Here is a 16864-nt window from a genome sequence, read left to right on the forward strand (position 1 = left end):
AATATAACTAATTAAGTGCTGCTATTATTATGCCATTTATGAAAGTAGTGTGATTGTTACTTAAAACAAACCGGAATAATCTCTCCTTTGGCTAAACAATGTTTTTCTACTAATTCGGGAGCAATTTTATTGGTGTAATCCTCTTCGATTACGGTAAAACCGATGCTTCGTAGTTTATCAAAATAATCTCTTCCATAAATACGAACGTGATCGTATTGACCAAATATTTTAGCACGTTCTTTTTGATCTGTAATAGTATCATCAGCAAAAGTAACGGCGCGGTTCAAGTCTTGCGGGATTTGTAAAATTGCCATTCCGCCTGGTTTTAAAACGCGATACAATTCCTGCATGGCTTTAGTATCATCAGGAATGTGTTCTAAAACGTGGTTGCATAAAATTACATCATATTGATTGTCCTCAAAAGGAAGATTACAAATATCTGCCTTTACGTCTGCCAAGGGCGAAAACAAATCGGTGGTGGTGTAATCTATGTTTTTTTGATTGCGAAACAATTTGTAAAAAGCTTGCTCTGGTGCAAAGTGTAGTACTTTTTTAGGTGCCGTAAAAAAATCTGTTTTTTCGTTAAGGTATAACCACAACAGGCGATGTCTCTCTAGTGAAAGCGTACTTGGCGATAGCACATTATTGCGTTGCTTTTCATAACCGTAGGGTAGCATCGATTTAAAACTTTTCCCGTCGATAGGATCAGTGTACTTATCTCCTTTTAAGGAAAAAGCAATTATGGGACGTGCTACATAACTCAATCTAATAAGTAATGGACGCGGAATGGTATTAAGTACGAGTTTGAAAAGTTTTTTCATAAGTTTTTACACTGTAATTTGTAGAAAGGAGAAATTTAGTATTAGAGTACCATAGGCACTTTACGAAACTCATCCTCTTCATTACTAACAATACCTAATGCCTGATAAATGTATGCGAACGTGGATAGTAATTCTGGTTTTCCATCTACTAATGCAATATCGTGTTCAAAATGAGCCGATGGTTTTCCGTCTGCAGTTAGAATTGTCCATCCGTCCTTTAGCTGTTTGATGTTGCGAGTACCTTGATTAATCATTGGTTCTAGTGCGATCACCATGCCTTCAACAAATAATTTACCACGGCCTCTTTTACCATAGTTAGGCATTTCAGGATCTTCATGCATTTTTTGGCCCAACCCATGACCGACAAGTTCACGAACCACGCCGTAACCATGACTTTCAGTATATTTTTGAATTGCATTGCCTACATCTTCTACTCGATTTCCAATTTTAAATTCTCGGATGCCCACGTAAAGCGATTCTTTAGTTACTTGCAATAATTTTTTAGTTTCTGGTGCGACTTCTCCCACCTCAAAAGTATAGGCGTGATCGCCATGATACCCGTTTTTGTATGCACCACAATCAATAGAAATTATATCTCCACTTACCAGCGGTGTATTGTTAGGAATTCCATGAACTACTTGTGCATTTGGGCTCATACAAAGCGAATTTGGGAAACCATATAAGCCTAGAAAAGAAGGTTCAGCACCATGGTCACGAATAAAGGTTTCGGCTAATTTGTCAAGATATAGTGTAGTTACGCCTTCTTTTACTTCGGCAGCTAACATTCCTAGTGTTTTGGAAACTATCAGGGCACTTTCGCGCATTAATTCTATTTCTTCACGTGACTTTACGATAATCATAGTTCTAATTTTTGAGTGTGCAAAAGTACAATTTTAATTTATTTAATCTGGGTTTGCCATAATTTTATATAGTTCGGAGTTCGAAACGAAAAACTCATTGCGTAAAGCTATGGCGGTTAATTGTGCGGTGATTAAACTGCTCTCGCGGCTGTTAATTAAAAATAGGGAGCTTTCTCCAAAAATAAATAAGCGCTCTTCTGATTGCAACATGACATCGTAATCACGAACCAATTCATTTGCCATTAAGCTTTGTTTATTTAAGGAATTGATGACTTCTTTTTGCGCTTTTATTTTGTTAGAAAGTTGTAACCGTTCTAGATTAAGGCTGTTCGTTGTCTCTTGAATTTTAAATTGCGCTAATTTCAAGCCACCTCGTTCTTTTCGTAGAAAAATAGGATAGGCAAAATTGATTCCTACTTTGTAATTTTCAAATTTATAACTGTCAATAAATTGAGGCTCTGAAATGTAGGAGTAGGATAAATCAATTTTAGGGAGTAGCGCATTTGCTTTTAATTTTCTATCGACTTCGAGCATGTCAATTTTAGTTTCTAAAGCACTAATTTTAGGATGGTTGTCCAAGGAAAAGCCATTTGCTAATAAATCATTTGTTTTCAATGTCTCTTGAATCGTGTTTTCTATTTGCTGCTCAGGAAAAAGCACATCTGACAGTTCCATAGGAATAGAATTGTCTAGCCATAAAAAATTAGATAGTTCTAATTTAGACTTCAATAATTTTAGACGCGAGTTTTCAAGACTGAGTTTACGACTTTTCAAGCTGATACCGGCTTCAACGCTATCGATCGCTCTTTTGTCTCCTTGTTTAATGAGAGACTGAATGGCTTTGAAACGTGTCTCAGCATTAGTATTATACTGTGAATACATTTGAAATTCCTCGAAGTTTTTCTTCCAATTAAAGTAAGCGACAGACGCATCGTACAATACTGCAATGGCCAGCAACTTTCTGTCAGCTTGCCCTAACTGCATTTGCATTTTTGCTTTTCGTAAATCAGCCATTCTTTGGTTAATGAATAAACCTTGACCAAGCGGGACAGAGATTCCAACAGAGGCTAAACCATCAGAAGGAACTGTGTTTTGCGGATTTAAATAGTAACCTTCGTTCTGTTCAAAACCTGCTTTTATTTCGATCCCGTACCAAGTTGGGATTTTAAAACTACTGTTTAAAAGTGAATAATACTCTGTGTCCTTAAATTGTTTTTTGTCAAAATCGACGGCGATTTTAGGATCAAAAGCACCTCTAGCCGCCATCAATCCCGCTTGCGCTTTATTGATTTCAAGATTAGCTGTTTTTACCAGCGGATGAAACTTTTTGACATACCCTAAGTATTCATTAAACGTGAATTCCATTTGTTGTTCAAGTTTTGTTTCATTTTCTAATTGTTGTGCCTGGCTACCCCAAGCTAACAACAGTAAAAATAAAATGGAATATCTCATTATTTTTTATCTTTAGATTTTGATGTATTTGCAGGTACTTCATAGTAGTCAGGTGGAAAGCCATTAAGAGTACGCCAAATTTCGAACCAAACTGGAACGGTATTTAACAAGGCAATTGTTTGCGCTCCTGATCCAATACTTAATTGCTTAGGCCATGGTGCCTCCTCTGGATCAGGCGCGATTAAAACTCTAAATTTTCCGTTGTCGCTAATGAATTTTTCAACAGCAATAATTTTGCCTCCAAAAGTTCCATACGACATATCAGGCCAGCCTGAAAACACAATAGTTGGCCACCCATCAAACCATATTCTTATTTTGGCTCCTTTTGAAATTAAAGGCAAATCTAATGGATTGACAAAAGTTTCAACAGCAATATCATACTCTGATGGCATAACAGTTGCGATAGGAGTTCCTTCCTTTATGGTTTCACCAATACCCGCTTGTAGTGCACGGTTTATATAGCCATTTTGCGCTGCTTTGATGTAATACATGCCGTTACGTATGCTGTAGTTAGCATATTGATTTTTTAGTTTATTTACTTGTGCCTCAGTATCAAATTGATTGCTTAAGGCTGTGAATTGATCACTTTCGGCTTTTGCTACTTTTTCATTGTACTCTGCTACGATTCGGTTTAACTCTACTTTTGCGTTCAATAACTCATTCTGCGTGGTCAATAATTTGTTTTCCTGCGTGATAATCTTAGCTTCAACTTCTTGTTGTTTTAATCGTTTTTCCTCAACATCAGTAAGTGCCTTAAGGCCTTCACTATTTAATTGCACAGCTCGATTGAACTGCGTATTGGCAATTTTTAATTGTGTTTTTACGGCCACTAAATCAATCGAGTCACTTTTTATTTTAAATCGAGCTTGTTTTAATTTGTTTTCAGCTTGCTCCAGTTTAAGGCCCTTTTCACTTTGGATAGATACTATTTGATTAGCCAAAGCACCATATTTAGAGCTATAAGAGTTTAAAGCTTGGTTTTTAGCATCCAATTGGTTTTTGGTATTTTGCACTAAATTAGGATCCATATAGTCTTCTTTAATCTCAGAAATAAACAAGATAGTATCTCCGGTTTTTACATAATCTCCCTCTTGCACATACCATTTTTCGATACGACCAGAGATTACACTCTGGATCGACTGTGGTCTTTGATTTGGTTTAATTGTGGTGACTGCTCCTTTTCCTGATATATTTTGAGTCCACGGTAGAAACAGTATCACCACAGCTATAATTGAGATAATGGTAATTAGTCTATTTAAAATTTTATAGTAGGGTCTTGTTGCTAAACCTTTAACCGTTTTAAAACGGTCTAAGTGAGCAGTAGCGTGCTTATTGTTGTCTGATATATTTAGCATAAATTATTTTTTTTGATCTAATATAATTCGTCCGTTTTCCATAGTGATATGTCTAGTACACTTGGCTCTCCAATAAGGATTTTTTGATGATACTATAATAGTCCAGTTATGCTCTTTAGCTGTTATAAAGTCAATAAGCTCATTGGCAACATTATCGTCCATAGTATCTGTTGGATCTTCGTAGAATAAAATTTTTGGTTTACTAATAATACTTCTCGCTAATAATATTTTTTGAGCATTAGACGATGAAAGTTGCTTCCCTTCCGGGAAAAGTGCCGTTTCTAAACCATTGGGTAAAGATTTTACAAAGTTCTTAAGCTGCATTCCTTCCAATGCCCATTTTAAATCATTTTCAGTAATTCCTTTATTTGTAAATTTTATGTTTTCTGCTAAAGTACCCTCGAAAGGTGTTTCTCCATAGATGATGCTTTCTATTTGAGAGCGGTATTGATTAAGATTGATTTTCTTAAAGCTATTATCATTTATTGAAACAGCTCCGATAGTAGGCTGTATTAAGCCCGACAAGATTCGTATTAAAGTCGTTTTTCCTGATCCATTTGCTCCATCAATATATATAATTTCTCCTTGATTTATATTTAATGAAATGTTGTCAAGTATTTTTGTTTTTGAGTCTGGAAATTTAAAACTAACTTTTTCTACTTCCAATGCTATAGAGGTATAACAAGTATCATAATCTGTAGGGAATTCCTCTTCTAGTTTCATATCTGTGATAAATCCTATTTTTTCAACAGACGTTAAGACATCATAAAGTGTTTCAAGGCCCATTACTATTTTCTCTACGGAATTAATAACTAATAGAATAATTATCTCCGCAGCTACAAACTGACCTATGTTCATTTGCTGTGATAAAACTAAATATCCTCCCATGGATAACAAGCTGGCTGTGATGATCATTTTAAAAACAATCAGTTGGCTAAATTGTGTTTTAATTACAGAGAAGTGTTTTTCTCTAAATTGTAGATAATCAGATACTATACTGTCGTTTTTATTTAGAGCATAATCGTGATGCAATTGATTTCTGAAACTATAGTTGTTTCGAGCTATTTCTTGCAACCAACCAGCCACCTTATATTTGTACTTTGATTCTTTCATACTGGTTTCTAATCCCGGGTTGTACGAGAATTTAAATATGAAATAAAGTAATAGCAGAAGTAACATTCCAAAAAATATAAAATAGGGATGATATAATGAAAGTAAAATAATTCCAAAAATAATTTGTAATAGTGCTGCCGAAAAGTCTATTAATAATTTTGCTGTTCCTTTTTGGATCATCAAGGTGTCAAAAAAACGGTTTGCTAATTCTGGTGGATATGTATTGTAATATTCTTCAAATTTGATTTTTGGTAGTCGAACAGCAAACTCAAAAGAGGAACGAATGAAAATCTTTTGTTGCAAGTTTTCCATAATTCGAAGTTGCATTAGCGAAAGAATGCCAACTAACGCCACTCCAAAAACAACTAAAATAATCAAAACAATCCAAGATACACTTGCTCGCCCTGCTTGTATAAAGTTTGTAATAGCTTGAATTCCTAGCGGTAAAGATAGGCTTATTGCTCCAGAGAGAATTCCGTAGAAAAATAATTGATAAACGTCTTTTTTATCTAATTCCAGTAAATTATAAAATCGTTTTAATGGTTTCATATGTTGCTTATAGTTTTTTTGTAATTGGTTTAATCTTCTAGATACACATGTTTTGCTTTGTGATTTAGTCTTTAATAATTATGTTGTTAATTAGGTCTATAAAAAAATCAGTTGGTGTAATAATTTCATTACAATCTGTAATCGTTGATAAGTGACCTTTTAAAAAATGCTGATGCAAGGACCCTTTTACAATAGTCGAAATTAAACTTTTTGCATAAGGATAACTAGGATTTATTTCGTTCACTATCGCAACAATTCTATTAATTACTCTTTTATAAATAAGGAAATAACCTTCTTTATTTTCTTCGTCGACCTCCTTGGTGTAAAGCGTTTTAGTGAATTCAATGATTACTATGTTGTGCAGTTGTTTTTCATTTACATGTGCTGTTCGTTCATCATCGAGAATGTTTTCGGTTACTATCGTGATGGCTCGTTTCAATCGTTCTAAAGGATCATCAATATTTGTCAGTTTGAAAATCATTCGGTATTCAATCCAACTCCAATACCAAGAACATAGGTAGACTAAAAGCTTGTGTTTGTTTTCAAAATAACGATAGATTGAACTTTCATTAGATCCTATTCGTTCTCCTAATTTTTTAAAAGTAAAATTATCAAAGCCTATTTCGTCTATTAGAATAATACTTTCTTTAATTATTTTTTTTCCTAAAACAGACGTTTCAGGATCTTTGACATATATTTTGTCTGAAATTTGAATCTTTATATTATTAGGGATATCTATCATGTTGAAAATTTATATGTCCGAGTCTGGCTAGAGCTGTATTTCTTTTATTCAATTCTAAATGCTATCAAGAATCAGTATTTGATAGCGAAACATTTATATATCTTGTAGTATTTTAGCTAAATTATATCATTAAAATTAAGATCTGTGTTATTACACTTTTTATATCAATGTAATTTAAAATCACCTTACTGCTAAAAGGTATGATGCAAGCTAAATTGAATTTGATCTTTACCAGCCACTTCTGTCGATTGGTTCATGAATCCCAACTGTAACCTGAGTTTATCATTTATACCATAACCTAAACCTGAATAAAAGCGATTGCGATCGAAAACATTTACAGTTCTTCCGTCTCCAATATTTTTTTCTCCATTTATAAAAATCTCATTATATAAAGCGATGTAAACTGCATTTTTAGAAAGGGTTGTTTTATTTAAAGGGATGTTGAGAAACAGATTATACCTAAATCTAGTCCTAAAGTCTTGCTTTTCTACAAATCGCTGTTCATATCTAAATCTATGATTAAAATACATGCGTGTTCCTACTTTTTGAGGGAGTAAGGCTTCCTGGTAAATTCGAGTTTCGGTTGCTGTTTGCTTGCTATCTCCTATCGTTCCAGTAATTACATGTGCTACACCTAGGGTAAGAGTCATGTCAGTATTTATTGGTTTATAGGTCACTCCTGATCGTACGAGTAGTTGCTCTAAGTCGCCAATAGCGTTCCAATTTCGATACTGAACGTCGCCTTGAATACCAAATTGGCTGTCCTTGAATTTGGTAGTGTAAAAATACATGTACCATGCACCGAGTTGATCTGTGCTATTTTGAGCCTTTACAGGTATAAAAGAAAGAAATAGTGCAATTAATATAAGGTAATGTTTCATTCAATAGGTTTAATTATGTTTCTTTTTATATCTACTATACCACAACAGTTGATTGGTTTTCTATAACTTCAACTGTTAGAATAGATTAAAATTAGGATGTGTTCAGATCATTTTTTTACCATCTTGATATACAATATGTACTAGCTGATTAAACATTGAAATACTAAATAATTCATCCTAATAGATGCAAAGATAATAGTAATACTATTAGATTTGAGATTTTAACTTTTATTTATAAAAAAAGGAGAAACAAATGTTGTTTCTCCTTCATAAATACTTTTTTATTTATATCAATGACTTGCCGGTCATCACTACCGGCTTTTCTATTCCCATTAATTCTAAAATAGTGGGAGCGATATCGCCTAAAACACCATCGCGAACAGGGATTTGGTCTCTGTCTACTATTATAAACGGAACTGGATTAGTGGTATGCGCTGTGTTAGGACTTCCGTCCGGATTTATCATCGTTTCACAGTTTCCATGGTCAGCAATTACTAAAGTCGTATAACCGTTAGCAAGTGCCGTAGTTATTACTTTTTGTACACAAACATCTACCGCCTCACAGGCTTTTATTGCAGCATCCATCATTCCAGTATGACCTACCATATCACCATTAGCAAAATTAAGACAGACAAAATCAACATCTCCCTGTTCTAATTCTGGACACAAAGCAGCAGTTAATTCAAATGCACTCATTTCGGGTTGCAAATCGTAGGTGGCTACCTTTGGAGAATTTTTTAAAATGCGGATTTCGCCAAAAAAGGGTTCCTCTCGTCCTCCAGAAAAGAAGAAGGTTACATGAGGATATTTTTCTGTTTCGGCAATTCGAATTTGTTTTTTGCCTGCTTTTTCTAGAACCTCCCCTAATGTTTCTGTGATGTTGTCTTTATTGTAAACTACTTTCACATTTTGATATGTTTCATCATAATTAGTAAGCGTCACAAAATACAATTTAAGTTTGTGCATGTTTTGTTCATGGAAGTCCTGTTGCGAGAGCGCTTCGGTTAGCTCACGTCCTCTATCCGTTCTAAAATTAAAGAAAACGACAACATCATCTTCAGCAATTGTAGCCAAAGGTTTGTTTGTAAAATCCACGGCTAGTAAAGGGTGTATGAATTCATCAGTTACTCCGTTTTGATAACTTTGTTCAATACTGTCGATAAGATTGGTACTATGCGTTCCTTGACCGTTTACCATCAAGTCATAGGCTAGCTTAACACGCTCCCATCTTTTATCGCGATCCATTGCGTAGTATCTTCCTATAACTGAGGCTACTTTTACAGAGGTGTTTGCGATGTAATTTTGTAAATCTTGTAAGTATTTTTTACCCGATTTAGGGTCTACGTCACGCCCATCTGTGAAGGCATGGATGTAAACTTCTTCTAAGCCGTAGGATTGGGTAGCATCAATTAGTCCTCGTAAGTGTGAGGTATGTGAGTGAACGCCTCCATCAGAAACTAATCCTAAAAAATGTACTTTTTTATGGTAGTCTTTCGCATACTGAAAAGCATCCTTTAAAACCTGTTCTTGGGCTAGTGTATTATTAGCCACAGCCAGGTTAATTTTGGCTAAGTCTTGATAAACGATTCTACCAGCACCAAGATTCATATGACCAACTTCACTATTCCCCATTTGTCCTTCGGGTAATCCCACATGAAGTCCGTCAGTTCTTAATTGAGCGCTTGGGTAATTCTTATAAAGGCTTTCGATAAATGGGACATAAGCATTATCTATTGCAGACACTTTTGGGTCAGGAGATTTACCCCAACCATCCAATATCATGAGTATTACTTTTTTGTTCATTTCTGTTTGTTTTAAACAAAGATAAAGTATTTCTAAAATGTCCCAAGGATTCCAAATCACTATTATCCAATCTTAAAGGAACGGGATTATATATTGCTAATAGTGCTGTAGAATGACTTCAATTTTAAAATAAATGCATTTTAAGATTTAGTTTTTAAGCTATTATAGTCTATAAAATAACGCACACTTATAGAGAAAGTATGGTTTAAGGCGGCATTATTTAATAAGTCAGTTATGTTTCTACCAAAATCCTTGTTTATTAGATTCTCTGAATTACCTGCATTATTTCGATATAAAATAGATACTTGACTTCCTGGAGCAAACCACCAATTATAAGATAAATCAGTGTTCCAAGAGTAAAAACTAGAATTGTTATTTTGAACGTAATTAGGATAATCAGTAAAGCTTCCGTCTTGATTTAAGGATAAGTAATTTTTGTTTTCAGCAAAAGACCAATACTGACGAACGGATAAGTTAAAAGTCATTTGGCTATTGATAGAATATTTTCCAGAGAGAGAATTAGAGTAGGTTACCACATTCCTATTAGCAAAAATAATAGTATTAGGTGTGGCAGGCTGGTTGTCATCATCAATATCGTCATTATATCCTTTGTTATTGTTTTGTCTCGAAAAGTTGAAACTGTAAACCAATGATAATTTATCGTTAAAACGGTATCTAGGTGAGATATAGAAGCCATAGCTATTTCGTCCTTCTTGATCAAATTTTGAGAAGTTAGGCCCTGCGTCTAATGCAAATTTATAGTTGTAGTTAGAAGATAGACTCAAAGAGCCACCTATTCTCCTTGGGTTGATAACGTATCTATTTTGCGCACGTGGTTCGTAAAAGTCGTAGGACTCTAGTGGACTTGCATTAATGTTCACACCAAAATAGTCGTTATTTTTAGTATTCATATTAACATTAAAACTAATGTTGTTAGATTGTAATTTACCCAGTTCTTTTTGAAATTGCGTATAGACATTTAAATTTGTACTAAAGGAGTTAAATAGTTTTGTAGGATTCAAAATACGATAACTAGTAGACCCGTATAAGCTGTAATAATTGGTTTCAAAGTTAATTCCTAAGTCATTGTTATCATAGTCTTTGGTAGTGATGTCTGCACCGAAATTATATCTGTATTTTCCCGAAGTTTCGGCAAAGTTTAGCTGAGAGTTAATTCCTGTTCTATTTTTGATGTCGTTAATAAAACTGTATTTAAAATCTCCCGATAAGTTATAAGTATTTTCTTTTGTGTTCAAATCCCAAACTAGAGCGGATACATTAGCATCTCTATAACTACCGTTGCGACTTACGTTAGTATTTACAAATGATACCGCTGAGTTTTTGCGAAAGCGTTGATCTAACACTAATACACTATAATTAGACAAAGGTTGTAGTTCTTGTCTTCTGATCTCTTTAGTAGTTTTATCCTCTATAACGGCAAAAGTTTTTTCAGTTACAGCATTCAAAATTCCTATTCCTAAACCATTTTTGGTACGACCCGAGACCTTTAATGCATTTACTAAATTAACTGTTGTTGGGTTTTCTAGGAAGGTTTCGTTATTAGTTTTTCTAGCACGGGTAATAGGTCGTCCCCCGATTCGTCTTGAATAGAGTAAATTTCCTTTATTAAATAAGTCGGTCCCTTCTGTAAAAAAAGATCTGTTCTCGTTGAACTGTTGTTCGAAAGGACCTAGAATTAAAATTTGATCATCGAATTTAGTTTGACCAAAATCAGGAATTAATATTGCATCAAGTGTAAAAGCATCATTGATACCATATTTTATATCAAGGCCTCCTTTTAACGTTCCTTGTGTTTTTTTCTGTCCGTTTCCGTTAAGGTAAAAAGAGGAATAAGGAAGCAAAAATAATCGAGTAGGAGTCGAAATATTTTCTATTCCTTCTAACACTCCCGTTTGTTGGGTAAAAGTTCCCAATTTTGAGTCAATGAAATTCCAGGTGTATTTGAAGCGATCTCTTCGTATTTCTCGAAAAAAGTTGAGGCCCCATTTTTGTTTTTTTTCTGCAGAGAATCTTAAGGCAGCATAGGGAATACGCATTTCTACCGCCCACCCAAAAGAGGTTATTATTGCTTTACTTTTCCACACGGCATCCCATGAATAATCTTCGCCATTAGTATCTGTATTTATACAGTCTGCTTGTCCATCAGCCGCATTTACAAAAAACTGAAAGTCTTGCTGACCATCATTAAAGCCGTTAATAAAAACGCCAAATACATCTGAGGCTCCAAAATCATCTCTCGCCGAAATCTCTTTCATGATTTTATTTGGTTCATCATCATATAGTAAAGCCGCTACATATATGGCATCATTATCATAAAGTATTTTTACGATCGTTTTTTTTGTTTCTGGAATTGGTGTTCCATTATCTGGTTGAAACATAATGAAATCAGTTGCAGCAGGAGCGGTTTCCCAAATGCTCTCATCAATTTTTCCATCAATAACAATGCTTTCAGATATAAATTTTGTCTGTAAAACTTTCTTTTGGCTAAACCCAAAAAATGAAACAAATAAGAAAAAAAAGAGTGGGAAATACTTCATTAGTCTGCTAAAATATCAAGATGTGTAATTGACTTTATTTGTTATCACTTGTAAATAAAGTCTGCATTCTAATAGACTAGCAAAAAAACAATATGTTACAGTTTACAGTATTAAATTAAAATTTATTTTTTACCATGTTGTAATCTAAATAATAACGAAAACGTACCGAAATGATATTAGTCAAGTTAGCATCAAAGACATTTTTTAAATTTGTTTTTATATTTCGTTCTACTTGACTAGTTCCTTCTTGTGAGTAATTACGGTATAAAACTGACATTTCGCTTCCTGGAGCAAACCACCAAGAATAGGCTAAATCGAAATTCCAAGAGTTAAAATTTCTATTTTTGTTTAGGTTATACGAGGGGTTTGTTGTTAGCTGCCCGTTATTTTCTAATGTATAGTATTCTTTAACATCAGAGTAAGACCAATAGTATCGTGCAGTTAAATTTAAGGTCATCTTATTATTTATAGCGTACTTACCTACCAAGTCATTTTGGAATATGGCTCTGTCCCTTCTTCCAATGATTACATCCGAGTTTTGAAATCCTGCAAAACCTATATCATTAGTTTTGTGCAGGTAATCAAGTATGTACATGATGGAAAAGCGATCATTTACTCGGTATTTTGGTCCAATAGCGATACCGTAGTTTGCACGTCCTTCTTGATCAAATTTGGCAAAACTAGGCGTGAAATCAAAGGTAAAAGCATTATTTCTATTGAACTCAACTCCTAAATAACCATCTACACTGCGAGGAACCTGAAGGAAACGCCCATAAACTCTAGGATCATAAAAATCAAACGACTCAAAAGGTTTGAAGTTTAAAGCTAATTCAAAGTAATGGTTGCGTTTGGATGTTGCTTTAATAGTAGCTTTGTAATACCCTTCTTGTAATTTGTTTGTGGTATTGTCATAGAGAACACTGAATTCATTAAAGAAACGAAACGTGTTAAAAACTGAAGTAGGTTTTAATATACGGTAACTTACGTTAGAATAGAAGTTGTAAAAATTCGTAAAAAAGTTTATTCCTAAATCATTATCATCATAATTCTCAGATGTGTATCGTCCAGTAAGGGTATATCTATATTTACCACTTGTTTTAGCAAAATTTATCGAAGTTTTGTAACCGTTATAATCTTGTACGTCATTTATCGTGCTGTATTTAAAGTCGCCATATAAATTGTAGGTATTGGCTTTGGTGCTTAAGTCAAAAACCAGAGCAGATACATTTGCGTCTCTAAAACTTCCATTACGACTCACGTTAGTGTTTACGAAAGATACAGATGAGTTCTGTCTAAATCGTTGGTCAAGAACAAGTACATTGTAATTTGCTAAAGGTTCAATTACCTCTTTACGACTAGTATCTGTGCTTGAGTTGGCGATGGTCGCAAATGTTTTTTCAGTTACAGCGTTCAGGAAACCTATACCTAGACCATTTTCTGTTCGGCCAGAAATTTTCACAGCATTAATAAGGTCAACAGAACTAGGGTAATTAGAGATTTCTTCATTGCTATCAACGTTAGGTACTGAACTTGGTGGTCCACCAATTCTTCTAGAATAAAATATGTTTCCAATATTGAACAAATTAGTTCCCTCAGTAAAAAAGGGTCTATTTTCATCAAATCGTTGTTCAAACGGTTCAAGATTTAAGATGGCATTATCAAATTTAGTTTGACCAAAGTCAGGGATTAATATAGCATCGAGTGTAAAGGAGTCGTTTATACCATATTTAATATCTAAACCAGCCTTGAAGGTACGATCAGATTCGAAATCATCCTCTTGATAATAACCAGAAACATATGGAATAAAAAATAGACGAGTAGGGGGTTTAATGTTTTCTATACCTTTCAAAATCCCTGCTTGCGTGATTACAGCACCAATTTTGTTGTCTACATAATTCCAAGTGTATTTTTGAACATCTCGCTTGATTTCCCTCATGAAGTTCACACCCCAAGTTTGACTTTGAGATTTTGAAAATCGCAAAGCGGCATAAGGAATTTTCATTTCTACAACCCAGCCAAAGTCAGTGATAGTAACTTCACTATCCCAAATTGCATCCCAAGAATAATCTTCACCATCCTCAGTTGCAATACAGTCCATCTGTACCCCTGCAGCACTAACATAAAATCGATAATCTTGTTGGCCATCATTAAAGCCATTTATATTGACAGAAAAATGATCAGAAACTCCAAAAACATCTCTTCTTGTTATTTCTCTCTGAATTTTTTTTGGTTCATTATCATACATTATCGCCGAAATATAGATGGCATCATCGTTGTAAAGTACTTTGACATCTGTTCTTTTTTCAGCGCTAATAGGCCTACCGTTGTCGGGTTCAAACATGATGAAATCAGTGGCAATTTCCGAGTTGTTCTCCCATTCAGTTTCATTGATTCGTCCGTCTATAGTGATATTGTTCGAAATTGCTTTAGCTAAAAGAGTTTTTTTCTGACAATAAGTAATAGTGCAAAAAAAAGTAAAAAATAATAGTAATAGGTGGTTAATTTTGGTCATGTAAGTTGATTATTGTCACACAAAAATAAGATAATTAAGATAATAAACAACTTTTACTATACATAGGTTTGTAGTCAAAAGGCTATACAAAAGTTAAAAGTGTAATAAACTTAGCTACAATTTTTTTTCACAGCAGACTTTTACTATTTTTGACAACCTCAAATTGATTTTTAATTTAATATACCTCAATGACTTACCATTTATTCCCTGCTGTTTTGCTAGTATTTTTTTCATTACTTTTTAAAGACGTCGTTCCTGCCGATGTTAAAAAAACAAATCCAGTTTACTATTCCAAGAATTATAAGGTAAATTCTGTTAGCGCAGAAGAATTAGCGTACAGTAATCTACAGTCTAATGATTTACCGATGCCGAGCAGAGAAGGTTTTATGCAGGCGTTCAAAGGTTTTACCAAACTCAAAGAAAAAGGATTAGTGACAAAGAATATTTTGACCTTAATTGATTTTAGTTTGTCATCCAATACAAAAAGATTATGGGTTATTGATTTAAACTCTAATCTAGTTTTGTTTAATACACTTGTTGCGCATGGTCGCAACACAGGCAATGAATATGCTAATAGTTTTTCAAACGTATCTGAATCATTCAAAAGCAGTCTTGGTTTTTATGCTACGGGAGAGATTTATAGAGGAAAACACGGAGCTTCTCTTAAATTGGATGGTTTAGAAAAAGGAATAAACAGCAATGCACGTGAACGAGCAGTAGTTATTCACGGGGCCGATTATGTTTCTGAGTCGTTTATCCACAATAATAAAAGATTAGGCAGAAGTTTAGGTTGCCCAGCAATCCCTGTAGAGTTAACAGATAAAATTATAAAAACGATTAAGGATAAATCATGTTTGTTTATTTATTATCCATCTCCAAGTTACAAAGGGACTAGTGTACTTTTTTCTTAATACTATGTTTTTATAAACAATGATTTGTGGTACAACTTTTAATGTAGTTTTCTTTTTTTTAAGAATTTTAAGCGTTTTTACTTCAATATTTTTATTTGCATTTCGAAGCCTGAAAATAATATTTTTGTAAAGTTTTAATTTTAAAACGATTAGCCATGAATGTGCTATTTTAAGAGAATTTATTTTAAAAAAGCTTGTTTCTAACTAAACTTATTATTTATATTTGCACCAGTAATGCGAAAGTAGCTCAGTTGGTAGAGCTCCAGCCTTCCAAGCTGGTTGTCGCGAGTTCGAGCCTCGTCTTTCGCTCTAAAAACCGAAGCTTAATTGTTTCGGTTTTTTATTTAAATGTTTTTACATTTTACTTCATAACGAAGTTTAGTAATACGTTTTCGTAAGTATCAAATTAAGTTGTTTATTTTTTAAATAAATTTGGATAACATTAAATTAATTTATTATATTTGCACCCTGTTAATGCGAAAGTAGCTCAGTTGGTAGAGCTCCAGCCTTCCAAGCTGGTTGTCGCGAGTTCGAGCCTCGTCTTTCGCTCTTTAAAAAAGCCGAAACATTTATTTGTTTCGGCTTTTTTTATTTCAAGTAGCTAAGGTCTGAACCTGTTTGGATCTCAATTGCTATTTGATTTTGTTTAAAGAGTCTCGCTTTTAAATTTCCTTTCAAAGTGATGCTCTCTCCTTTTACATCTAACCAACTTCCTTCTCTTAGTCCTAATACTGGAATGGTATTGAAGGAGTGAAACTCTTTAATTCTAGTTTCTCTCGTTTCCCCCATGTGCTTAGATTGAGTATCGGGATCAAGATAATGAGCATTGATGTTAAAAGGAATTAAGCCTAATGTTTGAAAGCTAGGAGGGTAGATAATAGGCATGTCATTAGTATTTTGCATGCTTAATCCACAAATGACACTTCCTGCGCTCGTTCCTAAATATGGTGTTCCTTTTTTTATCACATCACTTAAAGTGCTTATTACATTGTTTTTGTATAATTGTGTTACCAATAAAAATGTGTTTCCACCGCCGGTAAAGATACCTTCTGCATTTTGTAATGCGTCAATAGGATCTTCGTATTCATTGATTCCTTTGACCGCTATATTTATTTTAGCAAATGCCAAGGCTGCTTTTTCCGTATATTCTTCATGCGTTATTCCGCTAGGGCGTGCATATGGAATAAATAGTATTGTCTTGCAGTTTTTAAAATGAACACTAAGTTCCGGTAATAGGTATTCAAGATATCCAGATTCGTGCAGTGTTGAGGTACTTGCTATTATTATGTTTTTCATAATTTTTTTTT

The 16864-nt window shown here is 34.0% G+C and carries 12 protein-coding genes and 2 tRNA genes; 3 read left to right on the plus strand and 11 right to left on the minus strand.

The features are described from left to right. Positions 1–56: 56 nt before the first annotated feature. The 10 genes from H8R22_RS05145 to H8R22_RS05190 form a co-directional block, all read right to left on the minus strand. The gene (locus tag H8R22_RS05145; RefSeq protein ID WP_187008624.1) at positions 57–821 is read right to left on the minus strand and encodes a class I SAM-dependent methyltransferase; all 765 of its coding nucleotides are present in this window, start codon (positions 819–821) and stop codon (positions 57–59) included. Between the two features lie 41 nt (positions 822–862). Beyond that, positions 863–1681, minus strand: a complete 819-nt coding sequence (gene map / locus H8R22_RS05150; RefSeq protein WP_187008623.1) for a type I methionyl aminopeptidase — start codon at positions 1679–1681, stop codon at positions 863–865. 42 nt (positions 1682–1723) lie between these two features. Then, positions 1724–3133: a TolC family protein gene (locus H8R22_RS05155; RefSeq protein WP_187008622.1), complete on the minus strand. Its 1410-nt coding sequence runs from the start codon at positions 3131–3133 to the stop codon at positions 1724–1726. Next, the gene (locus H8R22_RS05160) at positions 3133–4488 is read right to left on the minus strand and encodes an HlyD family secretion protein (RefSeq protein ID WP_187008621.1); all 1356 of its coding nucleotides are present in this window, start codon (positions 4486–4488) and stop codon (positions 3133–3135) included. The genes H8R22_RS05155 and H8R22_RS05160 overlap by 1 nt, the downstream gene beginning before the upstream one ends. 3 nt (positions 4489–4491) lie before the next feature. Then, the gene (locus tag H8R22_RS05165) at positions 4492–6150 is read right to left on the minus strand and encodes a peptidase domain-containing ABC transporter (protein WP_187008620.1); all 1659 of its coding nucleotides are present in this window, start codon (positions 6148–6150) and stop codon (positions 4492–4494) included. Between the two features lie 64 nt (positions 6151–6214). After that, a complete protein-coding gene (locus tag H8R22_RS05170) occupies positions 6215–6892 on the minus strand; it encodes a TetR/AcrR family transcriptional regulator (RefSeq protein WP_187008619.1) in 678 nt (225 codons plus the stop codon). Positions 6893–7083: 191 nt separating this feature from the next. Further along, complete coding sequence (locus tag H8R22_RS05175) at positions 7084–7773, minus strand: DUF2490 domain-containing protein (RefSeq protein ID WP_187008618.1); 690 nt, start codon at positions 7771–7773, stop codon at positions 7084–7086. Between the two features lie 285 nt (positions 7774–8058). Beyond that, the gene (gpmI, locus tag H8R22_RS05180; protein WP_187008617.1) at positions 8059–9576 is read right to left on the minus strand and encodes a 2,3-bisphosphoglycerate-independent phosphoglycerate mutase; all 1518 of its coding nucleotides are present in this window, start codon (positions 9574–9576) and stop codon (positions 8059–8061) included. A gap of 140 nt (positions 9577–9716) precedes the next feature. Beyond that, positions 9717–12134: a DUF5916 domain-containing protein gene (locus H8R22_RS05185; protein WP_187008616.1), complete on the minus strand. Its 2418-nt coding sequence runs from the start codon at positions 12132–12134 to the stop codon at positions 9717–9719. A 115-nt stretch (positions 12135–12249) separates the two neighbouring features. Next, entirely contained in the window at positions 12250–14646 is a 2397-nt protein-coding gene (locus H8R22_RS05190) for a DUF5916 domain-containing protein (RefSeq protein WP_187008615.1), read from the minus strand. A gap of 188 nt (positions 14647–14834) precedes the next feature. Between H8R22_RS05190 and H8R22_RS05195 the strand changes: the two genes are divergently transcribed. The 3 genes from H8R22_RS05195 (at position 14835) to H8R22_RS05205 (ending at position 16106) form a co-directional block, all read left to right on the plus strand. Then, entirely contained in the window at positions 14835–15557 is a 723-nt protein-coding gene (locus H8R22_RS05195) for a murein L,D-transpeptidase catalytic domain family protein (RefSeq protein WP_187008614.1), read from the plus strand. Between the two features lie 236 nt (positions 15558–15793). Beyond that, positions 15794–15866 (plus strand) — tRNA-Gly (locus tag H8R22_RS05200). 167 nt (positions 15867–16033) lie between these two features. Continuing rightward, positions 16034–16106: transfer RNA gene (locus tag H8R22_RS05205), tRNA-Gly, on the plus strand. A 39-nt stretch (positions 16107–16145) separates the two neighbouring features. Here the strand turns inward: H8R22_RS05205 and pepE are convergent. Beyond that, positions 16146–16853 (minus strand): dipeptidase PepE, encoded by a 708-nt coding sequence (gene pepE, locus H8R22_RS05210; RefSeq protein ID WP_187008613.1) that lies wholly within the window; start codon positions 16851–16853, stop codon positions 16146–16148. Positions 16854–16864: the final 11 nt, after the last annotated feature.

The sequence above is a fragment of the Flavobacterium kayseriense genome (assembly GCF_014305095.1).
GTDB lineage: Bacteria > Bacteroidota > Bacteroidia > Flavobacteriales > Flavobacteriaceae > Flavobacterium > Flavobacterium kayseriense.

Bases quoted from the DNA above. Each gene is read 5' to 3' on its own strand.
- H8R22_RS05145 (WP_187008624.1), bottom strand. From the start codon at position 821: ATGAAAAAACTTTTCAAACTCGTACTTAATACCATTCCGCGTCCATTA.
- map (WP_187008623.1), bottom strand. From the start codon at position 1,681: ATGATTATCGTAAAGTCACGTGAAGAAATAGAATTAATGCGCGAAAGT.
- H8R22_RS05155 (WP_187008622.1), bottom strand. From the start codon at position 3,133: ATGAGATATTCCATTTTATTTTTACTGTTGTTAGCTTGGGGTAGCCAG.
- H8R22_RS05160 (WP_187008621.1), bottom strand. From the start codon at position 4,488: ATGCTAAATATATCAGACAACAATAAGCACGCTACTGCTCACTTAGAC.
- H8R22_RS05165 (WP_187008620.1), bottom strand. From the start codon at position 6,150: ATGAAACCATTAAAACGATTTTATAATTTACTGGAATTAGATAAAAAA.
- H8R22_RS05170 (WP_187008619.1), bottom strand. From the start codon at position 6,892: ATGATAGATATCCCTAATAATATAAAGATTCAAATTTCAGACAAAATA.
- H8R22_RS05175 (WP_187008618.1), bottom strand. From the start codon at position 7,773: ATGAAACATTACCTTATATTAATTGCACTATTTCTTTCTTTTATACCT.
- gpmI (WP_187008617.1), bottom strand. From the start codon at position 9,576: ATGAACAAAAAAGTAATACTCATGATATTGGATGGTTGGGGTAAATCT.
- H8R22_RS05185 (WP_187008616.1), bottom strand. From the start codon at position 12,134: ATGAAGTATTTCCCACTCTTTTTTTTCTTATTTGTTTCATTTTTTGGG.
- H8R22_RS05190 (WP_187008615.1), bottom strand. From the start codon at position 14,646: ATGACCAAAATTAACCACCTATTACTATTATTTTTTACTTTTTTTTGC.
- H8R22_RS05195 (WP_187008614.1), top strand. From the start codon at position 14,835: ATGACTTACCATTTATTCCCTGCTGTTTTGCTAGTATTTTTTTCATTA.
- pepE (WP_187008613.1), bottom strand. From the start codon at position 16,853: ATGAAAAACATAATAATAGCAAGTACCTCAACACTGCACGAATCTGGA.